Source organism: Mesorhizobium sp. WSM4871, from assembly GCF_055811295.1.
On sequence record NZ_JBVVPU010000031.1, the window covers coordinates 1 to 17,079 of the forward strand.

9 protein-coding genes and 7 pseudogenes are annotated in these 17,079 nt (G+C 61.2%); 6 read left to right on the forward strand and 10 right to left on the reverse strand.

Annotation, left to right across the window (positions count from 1 at the left end):
* Positions 1-112: 112 nt before the first annotated feature.
* The 3 genes and pseudogenes from AC0L2H_RS31815 to AC0L2H_RS31825 form a co-directional block, all read right to left on the reverse strand.
* A complete protein-coding gene (locus AC0L2H_RS31815; RefSeq protein WP_155249249.1) occupies positions 113-820 on the reverse strand; it encodes a recombinase family protein in 708 nt (235 codons plus the stop codon).
* Between the two features lie 176 nt (positions 821-996).
* Positions 997-1,869, reverse strand: a complete 873-nt coding sequence (locus AC0L2H_RS31820) for a tetratricopeptide repeat protein (protein ID WP_167626458.1) — start codon at positions 1,867-1,869, stop codon at positions 997-999.
* A gap of 22 nt (positions 1,870-1,891) precedes the next feature.
* A pseudogene (locus tag AC0L2H_RS31825) lies at positions 1,892-4,795 on the reverse strand (Tn3 family transposase).
* 141 nt (positions 4,796-4,936) lie between these two features.
* Between AC0L2H_RS31825 and AC0L2H_RS31830 the strand changes: the two are divergent.
* Both AC0L2H_RS31830 and AC0L2H_RS31835 read left to right on the forward strand, forming a co-directional pair.
* Positions 4,937-5,044, forward strand: a pseudogene (locus AC0L2H_RS31830) (helix-turn-helix domain-containing protein); the annotation flags it as partial.
* A 57-nt stretch (positions 5,045-5,101) separates the two neighbouring features.
* On the forward strand, positions 5,102-5,551 hold the full coding sequence (locus AC0L2H_RS31835; protein WP_019863513.1) for a hypothetical protein: 450 nt from the start codon (positions 5,102-5,104) through the stop codon (positions 5,549-5,551).
* Here AC0L2H_RS31835 and AC0L2H_RS31840 read toward each other — a convergent pair.
* The 4 genes and pseudogenes from AC0L2H_RS31840 to AC0L2H_RS31855 all read right to left on the reverse strand — a co-directional run.
* Positions 5,548-6,427 (reverse strand): annotated as a pseudogene (locus tag AC0L2H_RS31840) (toll/interleukin-1 receptor domain-containing protein). The gene AC0L2H_RS31835 and the pseudogene AC0L2H_RS31840 sit on opposite strands and share 4 nt — an antisense overlap.
* A 21-nt stretch (positions 6,428-6,448) precedes the next feature.
* Complete coding sequence (locus tag AC0L2H_RS31845) at positions 6,449-7,015, reverse strand: RloB domain-containing protein (protein ID WP_019863510.1); 567 nt, start codon at positions 7,013-7,015, stop codon at positions 6,449-6,451.
* The gene (locus tag AC0L2H_RS31850; RefSeq protein ID WP_019863509.1) at positions 7,012-8,229 is read right to left on the reverse strand and encodes an AAA family ATPase; all 1,218 of its coding nucleotides are present in this window, start codon (positions 8,227-8,229) and stop codon (positions 7,012-7,014) included. The genes AC0L2H_RS31845 and AC0L2H_RS31850 overlap by 4 nt, the downstream gene beginning before the upstream one ends.
* Before the next feature lie 90 nt (positions 8,230-8,319).
* Positions 8,320-8,908 (reverse strand): annotated as a pseudogene (locus AC0L2H_RS31855) (OB-fold nucleic acid binding domain-containing protein); the annotation flags it as partial.
* On the opposite strand from AC0L2H_RS31855, the gene AC0L2H_RS31860 reads away from it, so the two are divergent.
* Positions 8,846-9,130, forward strand: a complete 285-nt coding sequence (locus tag AC0L2H_RS31860) for a hypothetical protein (protein ID WP_020629167.1) — start codon at positions 8,846-8,848, stop codon at positions 9,128-9,130. The pseudogene AC0L2H_RS31855 and the gene AC0L2H_RS31860 overlap by 63 nt on opposite strands.
* 647 nt (positions 9,131-9,777) lie before the next feature.
* Here the strand turns inward: AC0L2H_RS31860 and AC0L2H_RS31865 are convergent.
* Together AC0L2H_RS31865 and AC0L2H_RS31870 are read right to left on the reverse strand one after the other, a co-directional pair.
* Positions 9,778-11,800 (reverse strand): annotated as a pseudogene (locus tag AC0L2H_RS31865) (hypothetical protein); the annotation flags it as partial.
* 43 nt (positions 11,801-11,843) lie between these two features.
* Positions 11,844-14,990, reverse strand: coding sequence for a hypothetical protein (locus tag AC0L2H_RS31870; RefSeq protein WP_027047812.1), 3,147 nt, complete (start codon positions 14,988-14,990; stop codon positions 11,844-11,846).
* Positions 14,991-15,115: 125 nt separating this feature from the next.
* On the opposite strand from AC0L2H_RS31870, the gene AC0L2H_RS31875 reads away from it, so the two are divergent.
* The 3 genes and pseudogenes from AC0L2H_RS31875 to AC0L2H_RS31885 form a co-directional block, all read left to right on the forward strand.
* Positions 15,116-15,448, forward strand: coding sequence for a hypothetical protein (locus AC0L2H_RS31875; RefSeq protein WP_155249170.1), 333 nt, complete (start codon positions 15,116-15,118; stop codon positions 15,446-15,448).
* Positions 15,449-15,549: 101 nt separating this feature from the next.
* On the forward strand, positions 15,550-16,242 hold the full coding sequence (locus AC0L2H_RS31880) for an IS6 family transposase (RefSeq protein ID WP_223217793.1): 693 nt from the start codon (positions 15,550-15,552) through the stop codon (positions 16,240-16,242).
* A gap of 204 nt (positions 16,243-16,446) precedes the next feature.
* Positions 16,447-16,560: pseudogene (locus AC0L2H_RS31885) on the forward strand (integrase); the annotation flags it as partial.
* A gap of 335 nt (positions 16,561-16,895) precedes the next feature.
* Here the strand turns inward: AC0L2H_RS31885 and AC0L2H_RS31890 are convergent.
* A pseudogene (locus tag AC0L2H_RS31890) lies at positions 16,896-17,079 on the reverse strand (omptin family outer membrane protease); the annotation flags it as partial.

Below are 17,079 nucleotides of genomic sequence, written 5' to 3' on the forward strand. Positions count from 1 at the left end.
CAACCTAAGTCAGCCGGCCATGAGCGCGGCCGTCGCCCGGCTGCGCGATTATTTCAACGATGAACTGGTCGTCCGTGAACAATGAAAGCGGATCAGGCTGCAACAGGTTTTGTCAGGCAGTTGAGCGCCGCGATGAGCAGCCACAAAAGCTGCCTGAACCGGTTGAGCAGCAGCGGGGCGCAATTTGTCGCGGTGATAGACCGGCTCCCGACTTCTGGCAGACCTCGAGCATGCGGGTCTGGATTTCTTCGCATGTCGCTGGCGTCAGATGGGTTATGAGCCTGCCCTTCATCATTTGCCCTTCCTCACCTGATAGATAGTACCGCGTGACCCCGAGATCGCGGGCGATTTGTGTTGGGCCATGACCCTGTTTCAGCCTTTGTCGGATCTCGTTGCGGTCGATTTTCGGTGGCCGGCCCTTGTATGTGCCGTGCTTGTTGGCAGCAGCGATTCCCTCCGCCTGGCGCTCGCGCCGCAGATTGGTCTCGAACTCGGCAAAGACGCCGAGCATGTCAAAGAAAGCCTTGCCGGCGGCGGTCGACGTATCGACGGGCTGTTCGGTCGCGAAGAGATGCGCGCCTTTCGTCTTTACCTGCAGGTCGCGCAGCGACCTGGCCAGCCGGTCGATCCGGGTGACGACGAGCGTCTCACCGGCATGAATGAAGTCGAGAATTGTATTGAGCTGTGGACGGCCTTCCAGGGTAGAACCGCTTTTCTGCTCTTCGCGGATGACCTCGCAGCCGGCGGCCTTGAGCGCGGCGATCTGCGCGGCGAGGTTCTGTTCGGTGGTGGAGGTGCGGGCGTATCCGATGCGGGTTATGCAAACTGTTCATTTTGGGTGTGCCGGCGCGATGCTCTGTTCATTAACGAAGATTGATCCCAAAATATACAAGCTTTTCCGGTTGCGACATGTTCATGGCAGGTGTTCAGGCCGGGTATACCCAAATTAGAACACGCCCATCGGTTCCGGCGGTCAGTTACGCCGTCGTCGTGGTTTCAGCTTTCTGGTAACCTCCGCCAGCCACGCGACTGCACCGGGCGTGGCCTGCCAGGCCTGGCCGTTTTCCTCGACGTAGTCAGCTGCCTCATCCTCGCCCCCAAAGTGATATAGCCGTCGATGGAAGCAACCAAAGGCTGCTTGCCGGAAAGGACGCCAGGCACATGGCTGTTCGCGAGCCAGGCCTCCTCGGCAAGCTTGCCGGCGCCCGGATCGTTTTCACGAAAGGCAAGAAGTGCCCGCGTGTAGAGCCATGCAGCAGCGCCATCGTCTTCGTGCTGTTTGAGAAGCTTCCTCAGGGCCTTGATATCGTCGCGCGCCAGCAAATGCCCGGCCAGCACGTAGCGGATGCCCTGATTGTCATTCGGATTGAGCTTGAGCATTGACTGATAATGGTCGATGGCCTCCTGATGCTGACCAAGCCGCCAGAGTACCGCGGCAAGACCTGCCCGCGCCCGCATGTAGGGGCGCGTCTCGAGAAAACCCCAGAAGCGACCGGCATATTCCTCAAACCCGTCAGGGCCCAGCGCCTCTTCACCCGCCGCGACGCCCTTCTGGTAGTAGTCCAGCACTTCCTCGACAGACCCCGCCTCTTCTTCGGCCAACAGCACAAAGGCGTCGGCGCACAACGGCGAGACTTTAAGCGCTTTCCTGGCCAGCGTAATACGCTTGCTGCGACTGGTTGCTTCCCAAGCCTCATACATGATATCTTGCGCAGCGTCCGTCGGGTCGCTCCCACGCCCTCCGCCGAAAAGACCTGCCATGAACCCCTCCATGCCGCGCCGGTCCGGCATCGGAGGCAGAGCATTGTCATTTTCCGGCTTCTTGGATTTCGCCACTGCCTTCTTTCGGGGCTTCTTCGATACAGGCATTTCTACCATTCCCTTCGACGCTTCACGCCGCTTGTTTCTGCTCAAAATCGATCCGGCTGTTCAGGTCGAGGTTGAAGCGGCCATAAGGATTGACGTGCGCGTAGATCAGCGGCGTCAGGCCGCGATAATCCTCCGGCGTCAGTCGCGCCGACCATTTCGGCTCGCTCAACACCGACTGCATCATGCGCGTGTTCACATAGACAAGCGACGCCTGCAGCAGATGCAGGGCCAGCACCGATATCTCCTGCTCATCGAGCCGGTTCGAGGCGATCTCGCCGCCCTTGCCGAAGAAGACGAAGCTGTTGGCGCTGTTCCAGTTCTCGACCACATTCAGGCCTTCGTGGATTTCGCGGCGGAATTTCTCGTGGCGCAAATACCGGCACAGGAAGATCGTCTTGATCGCCCGGCCGAGTTCGGCGAGTGCCTTATAGGTCGGGTGCATCACCTCGGCGCGGGCGAAGCGGCGCAGGATCGCTTCGGGATCGGCTAACCCGCTGTGCATGGCAGCCGCATATTTGACCATCTCGTCATACTGCTGCTCGATCTCCCCCAGCTGATGACGCTGGAAAGAATGGGAAGCAGATTGGGCAATTCAGCGCGCAGGCCTGGATGCGGCAGCGCCAGCGTCTGCCGGGCGATCGCCTTAAGGCGTGGCGCCAGTTCAAACCCGAGCAGATGGCAGAAGGCAAAGTCGATCGAGCTCTGGCCGTGGCTGTCGACATACTGCCGCTGGATCTCCATGTCGGTGCAATGCCGAAGCACGCCCTTGATCATCGAAGCAACTTCCGAGGACGAGCAGCGCTTGAGCTGCGAGAAGACGCAGGTTGAACCCTTTTCGACGTGCCAGTAGATCATCACGCCGCGACCGCCATAGCGGAGATGCCATTCGGTCAGAAGGTTGCCGTCCCAGGCGCCGAATTTCTTGGAATCCGAGGCACAAGCCGTGCCGGCTTCGCCCCCAGATGGCGGTGTTGCGGATTGCCAGCGTCGCATTGGCAACACGTCCGCAGGTCGCCTCCAGCGCATCCCGATGGATGAAGCGCCGGCCAACATGAAGCAGTTCCTCGTAGCTGACATCCGGGCATCCGGCCGCCACGCGCTTCAGGCCGGCATTCGTGCCCAGCCCGTAAAGACACAGGATCAGACGCCGGTCGAGCGCACCGCGCGAAAGCGCCACACGGGAAGCCGATGTTTCAAAGGCGTCCAGAAAGCCGGTATCGAGCGCCGTCTCCTTCAACACATCCAGCAGTTCCGTCATCGGCCAACGCCGGCCGATCTCGGCCTTGACCGATCGTAGGCCTTGCGGTTCCGGCAGCGGCTGGAACGGCGTGATCGAGATGCGGTTCTCGCCGCGCCAGAGAATGCGTGCCTTGTCGTTGCGGGGGAGTTCGGCATTCAGCAGCCGCAATTCCCGCTCAAGCTCGGCCTGGATTTTGCGCGTGAAAGCTCGCGCATCCGACGTCAGGTTGAGCGCGTTGTAGTAGGCCGCCCGTCGGCTCTCGAAATCCTTGGGCAGATCGTCGTCCGGATTGCGATAGCGGTCCGCCCCGACCACCCAGATTTCCTTGGCCCGGATGCGGTCGCGCAAGTGACTGAGCACGCACAGTTCATAGCTGATCCGGTTGATGCGTCCGTCCTTGCCGATGATCGCGCCGCGCCATTTCGGCGGAATGACGCCTTCCATCGGCACCCCATTCCGCGGCACCACGCGGCAACCGGTTTCGAAGGCCCGCCTGATCCAGTCCAACGCCCCAAGCACCGGCCGATGCACGGCATTGTTCGAACGAAACTCCAGAACTGAAAGCAGCTTCGGCAGGATTCTTCGATAGTGACCGGCATAGGATCCACGCATAACCTGGTAGATGCGCCGTTCGAGCGTGCCCTTCGCCCGATACTCCTTGACAATCGCCGCTAGCTTTTCCTTGCCCGCTACCGGAAAGATCACATCGCAGACCCGGCCACCCGGCGCCTCGATCGCGGCACCCGCGATATCGACCAGCAGCCGCTCCTTGCCGTAAACCTTCTCGATGTCACGCGCGATGCCGGCCACCACCTTGCGCTTCGAACGCACCCCGATCTTGTGGATGGTCTCCACCAACAGGTCGATCATGCCGTCGATGATCTGTGCTTCCCGCATCATCAGGAAAACGGTATGGAGGCCCAGTTGCCGCCTCGGGGCGTGGCGGCGCATCTCCGACGCTTTTTCGGCGCCGACCCGCCGAACGATCTGATCGATCCAGGTCTTGCCGGCAGCGGATAGAAGATCCCGCGGCAAATCCAGCTTCTTGATGAAGGCAAGCCGATCAGCCAGGGCAAGCATGTTGTCCAGCGTTGCTGCACCCGCGTCTCCTTTCATCGTATGGAACCCGGTTGGGCTATCTGGATCGACCAGCGACGCTTCCATCGGCGCGACCGTTTCCGAGCGAAGCCGATCCGCAACACCGCCAAGAAAGGATTCCAGAAAGCGTTGCCGCTCGGAGCGCACTATCCGCTCCATCTCCTTGCGCGACGCACCGAAAATCCTGCGATCCCGGCACCACAGAAAAACAGCCTCCATCATCGCAGCGACCGATGCTCCCCCAGAGCAAAGCTCCGTGGCTATCCAGTTCGCAAGTGCGGCTCGATCGCCCGCTTCATTCGGCGAAAACCAAGATGGCGCAAAATCTCGGCGCAATGGCGCCGCCCTGAACGCCCCGAAAAATCATACTGGCAGAGATCTGCCTTGCTGATGCCAAGCTGCTCGGCCAGATACGAAACCGCGTCGTCGGGAGCCTCAGCCGCCGCGGTGGCGAAATATCCGTACGCAGCGAAGAACTTCAGTTGAACCGCCAGTCCGAGCCTCGACCCGGCCGGCTTGGCGTTCGCAAAGTCGACGTCGGCAAAAGAGGCTCCACTCCCCGGTCAATGCCTCGGGCGAAACACGCAAAACCCTAGATCCACTCCCTATTCCAGGAGTGAATTCTCAGGCGACGACGCCATACCGGTCAATCCGTTCCGGCAAGGTTCCACAACTTGGCCAAAATCGCAGCTTGGGGCCGATTAGGCCAAGCAGTGGAAGGCGACGACGCTCGCCGACTTCGCACGCGTTTCGCTCTCCACCGTCGACCGCGTCGAACGCGGCGAGAAGGTCAGCGAGGAGGCGCTCGACCGCATCGCCCGGGCGCTGGGCTACGACTCCAGCGAATTCACCGCGCCGCGCCTGCCGATCGGACCGGAAAAAGCCGCCGAGCAGTTGGCGGAAACCTACGGCTATCTCGAATCGGTGGCCGTGGCGCCGATGAAGACGCACAAGGCCATTCGCGAGGCCGCAAAATGCGATGCCTATCTCCTCCATCCTCCCGATGTGCCGGAAACCTGTGACAACGACATCGCGAATTTCGGGGAATGGCTCGACCTCGCCTCGTTCATTCTCTCCGACATGGTGGAAGATCCGTCGCCGTCCGAGCGGGGACGGCGCGATCTCTACAACGATATTCTGGCGTGCGTCGCCGAGCTCGAGTGTCGTGGGCTCACAGTGTTGGCTGGCGTGATGGAGGCGCCGCAGCCGGGACTCCCAGACTGGAAGGTGGCCATCGTCTCGGTGACGCCGCGGCTCACGGACCCTGGGGCACCCAAGCGGCGCCACCTCATGGTCGACCAGCGCTGCGTCGCGCTGCCGCCGAACGTGCTCGCAGACGCCTAGGGGATGAGGGCAAGGCGCTCGGCGATGAACTGCGCGATCTGCGCTGCCGTGAAGCGGCGCGCATCGACATAGCCATCGGTCCGGAACACGCCGTCGACGGCGCCGTCGTCCACACGCACGAACATGACGCGCCGATCGTCGCGTGCCATGATGATCTCGCGGATGGCCCGGAACTCGACGCCGCACCAATCCTTGCGCTGATAATCCTCACCGAGGAAGACCACGATCAGCCTGGACCGATTGCGGTAGATGTCCTGCAGGAGGGTATCGAGCGAGGGCCGTGCAAGCTGCGAGACATAGTTGTTGTCGGAGAAATAGGCGTTCGGGCCGATGCGGGCTTCGAGCTCGCGGGCGACCTCTTCGACCAGACCGCGCGCCTCGCCCGGGAAGGAAAGGCCCACATCAAAAAACATGCTGGATGATGTCGACGGCCCGACCCGCCTGCCGTGTCCATGACGGGAGCGCGATGCCGCGGGCAGCGTGCAGCTCCTTGGGCAGGTTGACGTCCTTGATCGCCCAATGGGTGCGGTTCATCTCCCAGTTGCCGATATCGAGCTCGAAGCTGAGGGCGTCGAAATCGGCGGCAACGAGGAATGGATCGACCGGGATAATCTCGTACTCGATGCGGACCTGGCCGCGGCGGACCGTGACCTCGCGGATGATGCCGAATTTCGGGTCCTGCTTGCAGGCTGCCTCATAGGCGAAGATCGAGGGCAGCCGCGTCAGCTCCTTCAACGCGGCTTCGCCAAGGGCGCCATATTGGTCGGCGATCTTTTCGTCGGTGTATTAGTGGTGCCGAACACAGCGGCTGGCGTCCAGCACGCACGGTTCGCCTTTCCATTGGTCTTCCCATCCCGATACGAAAAGATTGTACATGGCGTGCTTTCACGGAGGGCGTCAGGGCAGAAGCCCGACATCATGGAGGAAGGCGGCAAGGGCCGGCTCGACGGCGGCAGCCCGGCGTACGCCGGCAAGGCCGATCCGGCGTGCGAGCAGGATCTTGGTCATCGGCTTTGCGTATTGCGGCCAGGCGGCCTGCAGCGCCACACCTGCGGCCTGCGTGGTCGGCGGCCGATGCTGGGCGAAACCGTCGAGGTGACGCAGCAGCAGTGCCTCGTGGCATGGGTCCTGCCAGATGATGCGGACATCGAGCTGATTGGCGAGTTGCTCGGCCTGCTGCCGGCGTTGATTATCGTTTTGCATCTGATCGAGGTCGAGCAGCACCGCCCGGCGTGCGAATTCCGAGCGGCGCCGGCGGCGCCGATCGATCTCCTGGGCGGCGCGGCGCAAGCGGGAGATGGGGTCGCCGGCGCCTGGACTGAGGTTGACGACTTCGAGGTGAACCGGTCGGCCGGCGGCCTGCAACAGATCGTTGAGCAACTGGCCATAGGCCTGCTCGGATTCCCCTTCGCAACCCAGAAAGATCGGCGTTTTGGGTTTGATGATCCGACGGCGCATCCTCATCCAACCTGAGGGACCGCGCCGTAAACGCCGCCGAGATACTTCTTGTAGAGATTGTCGGTGCGGCGAACGGCGCCAACGTCCATCAAGCTGTAGACCTGGCTGCGGCCACGGCTGTCCTTCTCGCAGAACACGACCTCTTCCTTGGCGAGATCATCGAGCAGGGACGCAGAGTGGCACGTCATCCAGAGCTGGGCATCGTAGGGATTGCGTTCGGGATCATAGAACCAGCGGACGATCTCCGGCAGGATCAGCGGATGGATCGACTGGTCGAGTTCATCGACAAGCGCCACCCCGCCGCGCTGCAATGCCAAGAGGATCAGCGGGAAGATGCGGATGAACGAGCGGGTGCCATGGCTCTCGAGCCCCCAGGGCATGTCGACATGCAGCCCTTGATGACGGAACAGCGCGACAGGCCCGGTCGCGGCCTGGACGATCTGCATCTCCTCGACACCAAGGTCGATGCGCTGAAGTTCGCGGTTGAGCGCCGCAACGACCGAAGGGTTTTGCGCCAGGTACTGGATCACGGCCTGGTCGCCGAGATCGGTGCGGTCGATCAGGATGTTGCGATAGACGGCGGCGGCCGCCTCCTGGATTACCTTCGAGGCCTGGTGCTCGAAGAGCGCCAACGTCGCGACGACGCTGGCATCCTCCCGGATCTTATCGACCACCTGGGCGAAACCGCTAAGCGGGAAGGTCCGCGATCCCTGCACCTTGCGCTCGGCGTCGCGTTCAAAGACGCGCTGCCATTTGCCCTGGCCCTTGCGCTTCATGCGCAAGGCCTCGTGGCTGACGGTCCTGATCAGGCCGCCGGCGGGCTGCAGGTGCAACTCGTAGCGGAAGGTTCCGACATCGCCCGAGCCCGCGATCTCCTCGGCGGTGTGCTCGGCGCCACTGAGGTCGAGCAAGCCGCCGAGTTCGATGGCGAGCCGGATCGGCCGGTTGGCGGATTCCTCGTCGTTGAAGCGCTCGCAGGGCAGGCCTGGCCCCTTGTGCTGGAAGCTCTCACCAATGAACCAGCTCACGAAGGCAAGGGCTCTAAGGACAGTCGACTTGCCAGACCCGTTTGGCCCGAACAGGGCGATTGCCTTGGCAACCCGCTCGTCCGAACGCGGAAAGGTCGAACCGAACCGCTCCGGCAGATCCGGCACGTTCTTGCCGATCCGCAGATCCAGCACCTGCGGATCGCGAATGGAATAGAAGTTCTCGATTTCCAATCGGTATAGCATAGGGCGCAATATGGCACCTCTCTGCGCAGCTTTTCAACCGTTTTTCGTCGATTATGCGATCTTCGGCTATACACTCCCTTAGCGAAATTCCCGCGTTTTCACCTTAATCGGCTCAACTGTGAGCGTTGGATCGACCATATCGCGGGGTCGAAAACATTTCGGAAGGCTGCGCGGATCGATGCCAGGGCCGCGGGGACGGGCCTCATCGCCCCGGCCGTGCGGGAGCGCAAAAGACGTATCGCGATTGCCGTCGCTGGCGAGCTCGGCCGAGAGGTCGGTGACGGTGTTGGCGACGAGGTGGACGACGTCGCCTTCCCGCTGGATGCGGCCTCCACCGCCAGCATCCATGCCGAGAGCATAGTGCGCCGAAATTTCTTGAACACCTTGACCCACACGACGATGTTGGCGGTGCCGGTCTCGTCTTCCATGGTGACGAACATAACGCCCTTGGCAGAGCCGGCCGCTGCCGAACGAGCACGAGGCCCGCAGCCTCGAGCCAGCGGCCGTCACGCGCCGCCATGGCTTCGGCGTAGGTGACGATGCGGCGCCGGGTTAGGCCGGCGCGCAGGAATGCGATCGGGTGCTCGCGCAGGATCAGCCCGACATGCCCATAATCCCCGACAACCTCGCGGCCGGCCACCATCGGGCGCAACGCGACAGCCGCCTCGAACGCACCGACCTTCCCGAGCTTGCCCGATTTGTCCTCGAAGCACTGGCCAGGCTGGTCTGCGACCTGGCTCAGCGACTTCAGGCGATCGAGAAGAAGCTGATCTCCTGGCACTACCGAAACGATCTGTCGAACCGGCTGGAAACCATCCCTGAGGTCGGATTTGTCACGGCCTCGGCGCTCGCTTCGGACACACGACGGCACTCGAGATGCGCTGCATGACCGAACCAAATTCCCTCAACGCGGGAGACTTCCACACACGATGCCAACCTAGCACCGGCGGAGCGGGAGCCTTCCATCCCATCGTTTAGCGTACTTTCAGCGCTATACCCTTCATTAGGCCGTCCCCCATCATTCACGCAGCTTTACGCTTCGGTCTTAGTTCATGTTGAACTCCTTCCGAAACAGAGTCGACGGCCCCTCCGCCAAGCGCCCGTCGGCGAGTAGGACGCCGAAAGCGTCGGGGCTCCCCTCGTTCGGCCGTTCCGTCGCACCAGGGCGTTTCTAGCGCGAAAGCTGCTCAGGCGACCGTTCGCGATCTCGGCCGGATCAACGCCGTCCTGGGACAGGAAAGCCCTGCGTCGGGCGCGGAGCAACTCCAGGCGGTGGCTATTCCCGTATAGCTGCCGCCGATGACGATGATGGAACCTTCAGCCAAGATAGCTAAATTCGAATGGTTGCGAGTGACCCGCTTCGGACCCCATTCGATTGCCCGACTCGGCTCATGCCTGGACGGACAATATTCTGAGGGTGTTTGCACACCATGTTCATGTGCCCACCAGGAGATCGCCTCAGAAGCGGCGCCCAATCGGAAATGTTAGCACCTCCGCGTTTTGGCGCGGCTGCTTGAACTCCTCGACGGCAACTGCCTCAATTAGCAAATCCAAGGCTTCGCGCCCCCTCCGGCTCATCGGGTCATCGCCTCGCAGGTAGGGCACGGACTTCAAGCCCGGCGTCTGTTGGAGAAGCCGCTGAAGGTGATTGCTCTTCCTGAAATAGAGGTCGCTGCCAGTGTCGGATTTACAGGCGTCGGTGCCAACCTTGATGCCGAGGCTCAGCAAGCTGGTTGCGCTTTGTACGAGGTCATTGGGATTGTAACCATGCGGGCGAGGATCGATGCGAGGAGCATAGTGGTCGAGCAAAAGCTGGATGCGCTCTCGTGGCTGAGGCGTTGCCGGATAGCTCTCGGCTAGATCCGGGAAAAGCTCGCAAAGCCTTGTGCTGATCGTCGGGCTTGCGTCGTCCGCGCTTTCAATTGTTTTGGGCAGGAGACGCTCATCGGGCTTGACTGCCCACGCCACAAGGTCGGCGAAGAGCAACTCGGCCATTTCGCGAGCAACCGGATGGTTGGCGAGATCGATCTCGCGCCTGGCTCTCGTAGACGTGTTCTGGATCTGCTGGCCACTCACCTGTTCCTGGCCCAACAGCTGACCGATCTCTCGCCGGAGCTCGTGGTGAACGCCCTCGTACGTGCCAAAAACGGCACGCTCGGCAAACCAGCGTCGTGCTTCATCGGATTGAGCCAGAAAGACTCGCTGCAGGCCACTATAAATTTCCAAGACATTCGGCGTGGCGGCGAGGATCTGGCGGGCGCGACCGAACTGGTAATCGTCGCCCTCAAGGGCCGGGGTGTGCGACTTTGGCGGCTTCAGCGACGGAACTCCCAGAGCTTGCTCGTTGTGATCGAACGCGCGCACATGCTTATAAAGCTGCGGCCGATCGCCGAGGATGACGACGATGTCGCCGTCGAAGTCGCCGTCAAGTTTTCTCTGCTCACTGATCGGGACGGCAACCAACGAGCCCGGGGCAAACACCTCGGTCGCCTGCAGGATGCCGAGGCAGTAGAGCGGCGTGTCCACCTTGACGCGGTCCTTGCTCTTGGTCCAGCTTGCATGGCACTTCACGTCCTCGGCAGACATCACCAGCCCACGGTCGGCGTAGGCGGCCGGCCACATCTTATCCGGCACAACGATCAGAATGCTTTTGGCAAAAAATGCCGGATCGTCGGCCGCCAGTTCCTTCCCCGATTTCTGGGCGACACTGAAGCTGTATTGGATGGCCGTGCAGTTATCGAGAAACACAGCGGTCGGGTCCCCCTCGACGGCTGACTTGACTCGCTCGGCGGCAAATGGGCGCAGGTTCGGCTTGTCATAGGGCGAGCGTCCGACCAGCACGCCGCTTGTTCCCGCCAGCGTCTCGCTCTTAAGCGTAGGCACGTGCAGACACTCATCACTGGAGGGTATGGCAACCGCACCGGGACCGTCGATGTGCCCGGCGGTCACCGCACGAAACAGATCTTCAACTGACAGCTCTTGGCCTTGTCGACTCTCGAGCCAGGCCGTGGCCTTCTCTCGCGCCTCCTCCGCCACCGACTCGCTGCGCGGATAATGTTGCAGAGCCGATGCAGGAAGGGACGTTCTCCGTCCCTCAGCAAAGGCAGGCACCCGATCAGGACCTTCCTGCCGGCTGGACCGGCGAACAGCCGGCATACGGTCGGGCAGCGAGGCCTTGATGAAGCCGCAGCCGTCATGCGGCCGCAAGGCGACCGGGCCTTCCGGCCCAATCAGCTTGAACGGATGCACTTGGTTCGCAGGGCGATCCGGCAGCAGCGACAGTTTGAAGGCGCCCTCCAGCGCGTAGTCGTGAACTCCTAAGTCCTTGATTGCCGGCGGCGCGGCAAAACCCCTGCGCTGAGTGTAATAATACGCCTCCTTGAAAGGAGCCCAGGCGCGCGAGAGCTGCTCGAAGGCAGTGCCTGGTGCGGTTTCGGCACATGGTATCGCCAGCAGCTTCCCCCCGAAGGGGTCTGCTTCCGCCCCTGGAAGGCGGGCGGCGATCTGTGAAACATTTTTTGGGCGGCTTTAGCTTGCTTCCGCCGAACAAGTCCACCCGTCGCTGGCGCCTTGTCATGAAGCGAGGGCGGTGCTTGAGCTTTTCATTTTTCGTGCCGAGGCCACAGCGGCTGGAAATGCCCCGGCGTGTGCAGAATGTGCACCAGTCGACCTTCTTGACCCAGGATAGGATGTACCGTCAGCCTGCCGTTTGCATCTGCCTCGATGGCTTGAATGCGCACGCCAAGGTTGTCCGCCAGCAAGACCCCGACACCCCCAGGGCCGTAAAGATCGATCTCGCCATCCGGATTGACCATGTGGAGTTCCACCAAGCTGTTCCGCAACGACCGAGCGTCTTCCTGAAGTTGCCTAGTCTGCCGCGTTTCCTGGTCCTGGCGCCTCGTATTGCGGGTCAATTGAAGAACCGTGTCCAGCAGGCAATTCAGTCCTTGGCCACTGGCTTGTCCCACGTAGGCATTGAATCGCCTCAAAAAAGTTGGGAGCCTTTGCCTAAACGGGCCGAGAGGCAAGTCAGGCAGCGATGCGCCCGCGGGTGGCGATGCCGTGTACTCCTGCCAATCATCAGGTAAATCCCGGGTGCGAGTTGATGGGCCGGGAAAGGACGACGGGACGCCCCAATCCGGGGGGACGTGCTGTTCGAAATCGAAGGAAGCTGGCCGGTGATATGTCGGGCCGAAGATGGATGCCCCGATGTCCTGCTCCCACATTGCCGGGCTTGGCTGATTGACACTTTGAGCCGGCGAATGGGCGGGTGGAGGAACCCCCTGCCAAAAGTTCGCTGTATTGAAACTATCGGTGGGCAATTGGCCGGCTTGATCCACTCCCGCCCAAAACTCCGTCGGATTGAGGCTTTGCGGCGATGGAGCAGGTTGATCCGACTGCGACGACAACGCCCACGAGCCGTCCTCCCACCCGGCAGGTTGCCGCCCTCCGGCTTGATCCGCAGCGTCATGAATTTCGTCCTGATCATAACTGTCCAGTGACCCGGCAGGTCCCTGCCGTCCGCGTTCGGACAGCTCATCCCACAACGGATCCGGATCGTAACTAGACGCTGGAGACTGGCCAGATTGCTGCCGCCAACCCGCCTGCTCAGGGGGCATTCCCCACGCTTTGTTAGCGGCAACGACCCGTTGGTACTTCTGAAGCTTGTCTAAAGCCACGCCGCCCCAGGTCGGGGCAATGGCTTTCTTGAATGCCCGAAAATCATCCTTTAACCCGCCTGTCTGCTCCTGATTGAGTCGGCTCATTATGCTCGACTTTCCCTCCCTTTGGAGCCACTCACTAAACTTGCGTTGCCTGCTGGCCAAATTGTTGACCAATTTCCTCTGTACCGCAGTCGTCTCCGGCCCAAGGCTGTGCTTGCAGAAATCATCGATTAGGCGGGCGTCTTCGGCATAAGCGCCCAAGGTACGGCGTCCCATGACGCGGGGCCCCGCTCCAGCTCCACTGAATTCTTCACCGCCAAGGGCGAGCCTCCGGAGATGAGACAGCGCCGAGTCGACCCTGGAGAGGTCAGCACTGTCTTCTGTCCCGTACTCAATAAGGTGGTCGTTTATCGATTCGGTTCGAAACCGAGAATCGAAAGCCATGGGCGGCTTGTTGTTTTCTTTAAGCCACCAAGAAAACCCTCTAAGATAGTATACATTTGAATCGATCGTTTTTGGGGGAACTTTGAGCCGACTGGCTGCTTTCGCGAACCGCTTGAGGAGATCCTCGTCTTCGGGATAAGTATCGGTAAGAGGACCGCGATGAAAAGATCCGATAAAGGTCCCAGCGCGCCAATCCCGCAGGGCCTCCAAGGCTCTTTGGACATGTTTGTCGCCACCCTGGCCCACAAACGCCGCCGCGCGGGCAGTCAACTGAGTTCTGTCGTTGTCGTCAAGCAGGTCGGCAATTGTCAAGTATCTGGGGTGAAGCTGAAGCCAGGCGCTGAACCGGCGCAGGAAGGACAGCCAATTCTTGACGGTACCGACGGCATGGCTGTTGTCGGGGTCCCTGTTCCTGGCTTCGTCCATTGCGGCCCTGAACTCGGAAAAGAGGGGCTCGTCCTCAGGGGCGGCCCCGGTCCTAACGTTCCCGGCGCGGGACCTAACGTTCCCAGCGAGGGAATCTCGCAGGGCCTCCAAGTCTCTATAGACACCTTTGTCGCCACCCTCGTCGACAAACGCCGCCGCATGGTCAGCCAGAGTGCTGTCGTTGTCGTCAAGCAGGCTGGCAATTGTCAAGTATCTGGGGGGAAGCTGAAGCCAGCCGCTGAACCCGCGCAGGCGGGACACCCAATTGGTGACGGTAGTGGCGGCATGGCTGTTGTCGGGGTCCCTGTTCCTGGCCTCGTCCATTGCGGCCCTGAACTCGGAAACGAGGCGCTCGTCCTCAGGGGCGGGCCGGGACTTCCTAACGTTCCCGGCGCGGGAATCCCGCAGAACCTCCAAGTCTCTACAGACACCTTTGTCGCCACCCTCGTCGACAAACGCCGCCGCATGGTCAGCCAGAGTGCTGTCGTGGTCGTCAAGCAGGCTGGCAATTGTCAAGTATCTGGGGGGAAGCTGAAGCCAGCCACTGAACCTGCGCAGGCGGGACACCCTATTCTTGACGGTACCGACGGCATGGCTGTTGTCGGGGTCCCTGTTCCTGGCCTCGTCCATTGTGGCCCTGAACTCGGAAAAGAGGGGCTCGTCCCGATCACCGCCCGCGCGGGTGCGCTTGGCAGAATCAATGCGAAGCGTCGACTCAAGGACAAGCTCGGGTTGCTGTCTCGAACCCTCGGACGACTTCCTGCCGCTGCTCGGGACGAAGGCCTTCTTCACTGTCTTCAGGAACGATTTCAATCCACCGCTTTTTTTCGGCTGGGGGGCGGTTGCCGGCTCCTCCGAGAAGGAGGAATAGGCCTCCGACGAGGCGGCCGAATGCCTGGACCGCGAGCGGCTCGAGGCTGCGTAAGACGTGTCTATGCTGTGGCGCGCGCTGCTGAACTGGTTGTCCCGCAGGTCGGGCTGCGGCGGCATGCGCATCGACCCACCCACGGACGTGCGCCGAATCGCACCACCGTCTGGATCAGCAGTGGAGCCGCCCAGGTTCAACTCACTCATTTGCCGCTCCATGCCCGCTTGCTGCGCCCTTAGAGCCTGATAGCCTTGGATAAAATCCTCCGTTCCTCCTGTCAGACTCGCAACCCAACGGGCTGCATCGTCGGGAGCATCGTAGGGCCATTCCCGGGCTGTATTGTCCATTGCGGTCTCCGGTAACTCAACAAGCACATATACTAGCCCCATCGGTGGAACCGCCGTCATGCACAATTCATATTCAGCCATTCTGGCCGGACATGGTGATGGTTCCCCCGGCGGCGGACGGGACCTTGCCCAGCATTGCCGCCGCAATGACGGACATGGAGCAGCCTGACCTGACGCATTCCAGCGCGTCGCGGCCGGGCGTGCGGGGTTCCAGACGGGATTTGCTCACGCTGCTGGTGCGTATTTCAGGCGATCGTGAGCACGGATTTCACCGCATCGTGAGCAAGGATTTCGCGGTCGTGAGCAGCGATTTCAGGCGATCGGGAGCAACCTTTTCGGAGGTGCTGGACGCTTCGGCCGACAACTCAGCGGTCTACAGGATGCCTCGCTCAAAACGAGGAAGCCTGATGCCAACCAAGAGTTGTCCATGCGCCGGATCAGAGACGTATTACGATTGAGATTTTCCCAGGGTCTGACTGAGCGCGTCAGGCTCCGTTGCAAACTTTCCGGTAACGGGTTGCGGGCATGAGAGCGGCTCCGTCTTTCCGGAGATCGCATCATGTTCAAAGGCCGTCATTTCGATCGTTCGGTGATCCTGCTGTGTGTGCGCTGGTACCTGGCCTATGGCTTGAGCCTGCGAGACCTGAAGGAAATGATGGAGGAACGGGGCATCAGCATCGACCATTCGACAATCCAGCGCTGGGTCGTTCACTTCTCACCGCTGTTGCTGACGCGCTTCAATCGGCGCAAGCGCGCAGCAGCAAGTGGCATATGGAAGAGAGACCTACATCAAGGTTTGCGGTCAATGGATGTATTTCTACCGTGCATCGACAGCGCCGGCGACACGGTCGAGTTCTGGTTCAGCAAGCATCGTGATCTACCGGCGGCCAAACGCTTCCTGCGCAAGGCTTTTGAACGCCATGGTCGACCGGATCGCATTGTCATCGACGGCACCCAGACCAACCGGCAAGCAATCTCCTGCGATGCCGAGAGCCGGCTCCGGGATTGCTCCCGGCGATCGTTGGAGTCGATCCGCATCCGTCAGAGCCAATATCTGAACAATCGGATCGAACAGGATCATCGTCGCATCAAGCGGCGGGTCCGACCGATGCTGGGCTTCAAGGCGTTCTCCGCTGCAACGGCCACCTTGGCCGGCATCGAGATGGTTCACATGATGCGGAAACGGCAAGCCCGATTTGCCTACAATTCCGCCCCGTCGAGCAAAGAGCAGTTCGAGGCAATCGCCGCCTGAATTGCGTCCAACGGTAGCTTGTCATGCGGCAATTCGAATATTTGCAACACAACCTCGGCGCGACCGCTTTCGCGTCAATCTCACCAGAGCGTCGGGGCTCTGAGAAAGCCCCTCCCCTTCCCCAGTTGCGGCCGCCACATAGCGGTCCGGAAGGGCAGGATTTTCACTTTAGCGCTTCAATTGAAATCGGGAAGTAAAACCGACACCGTTAATCTGATCCTGAAGCGCCGCATCGCCGAGGCCGGCGTCGATTCGGCAGTATTCTCCGCCCACGGCCTGCGCTCCGGCTATCTCACTGAAACCGCCCGCCGCGGCATGTCGTCCGTGAACAATGAAAGCGAATCAGGCTGCGACAGGTTTTGTCAGGCACTTGGCCGCCGGTGCTCGGGCTCACCGCCCGCAAGCAGCGTTCGACAGTTCTCAAGGTGCCAATCTGGGGGCGCCATCTGTCGCGTTGATAGACCGGCTCCCAACTGAAGCATTTCAGCATGGAACTCGCTGCGCTGGTTGCGCCTCGACGAAGGACGATGCTGCGAGATCAGAGACGGTCTACCGCGGAACGATAGCTCGGCGAAAGAACGTCGTCCCTATCGCGCCCACCGATTTCTGCGCCGTGCGGACATCGGTTTGGCGTTCCGGTCGGGTTCGTTCAATCAGAACGCGGTCTTGATGCCGACCATCACCGTCGCCGCGGCAAAATCGCCGCTCATCGAGTCGTTGCCGCCAATCTCTGCGCCGGTCGGCATGTCATAGAGTTTGGAGTCGGCGCGAGCGGTGAACATCTTTTCGTAGGAACCGGAGACGAAGAAGCTGGTCCGCTCGTTGTACTGGTAGCCG

Excerpts from the sequence above, each read along its gene's own strand:
- AC0L2H_RS31870 (WP_027047812.1), bottom strand. The coding sequence starts at position 14,990 with ATGGACAATACAGCCCGGGAATGGCCCTACGATGCTCCCGACGATGCA.
- AC0L2H_RS31880 (WP_223217793.1), top strand. The coding sequence starts at position 15,550 with ATGTTCAAAGGCCGTCATTTCGATCGTTCGGTGATCCTGCTGTGTGTG.
- AC0L2H_RS31860 (WP_020629167.1), top strand. The coding sequence starts at position 8,846 with ATGCCCATAATCCCCGACAACCTCGCGGCCGGCCACCATCGGGCGCAA.
- AC0L2H_RS31820 (WP_167626458.1), bottom strand. The coding sequence starts at position 1,869 with ATGCCTGTATCGAAGAAGCCCCGAAAGAAGGCAGTGGCGAAATCCAAG.
- AC0L2H_RS31845 (WP_019863510.1), bottom strand. The coding sequence starts at position 7,015 with ATGAGGATGCGCCGTCGGATCATCAAACCCAAAACGCCGATCTTTCTG.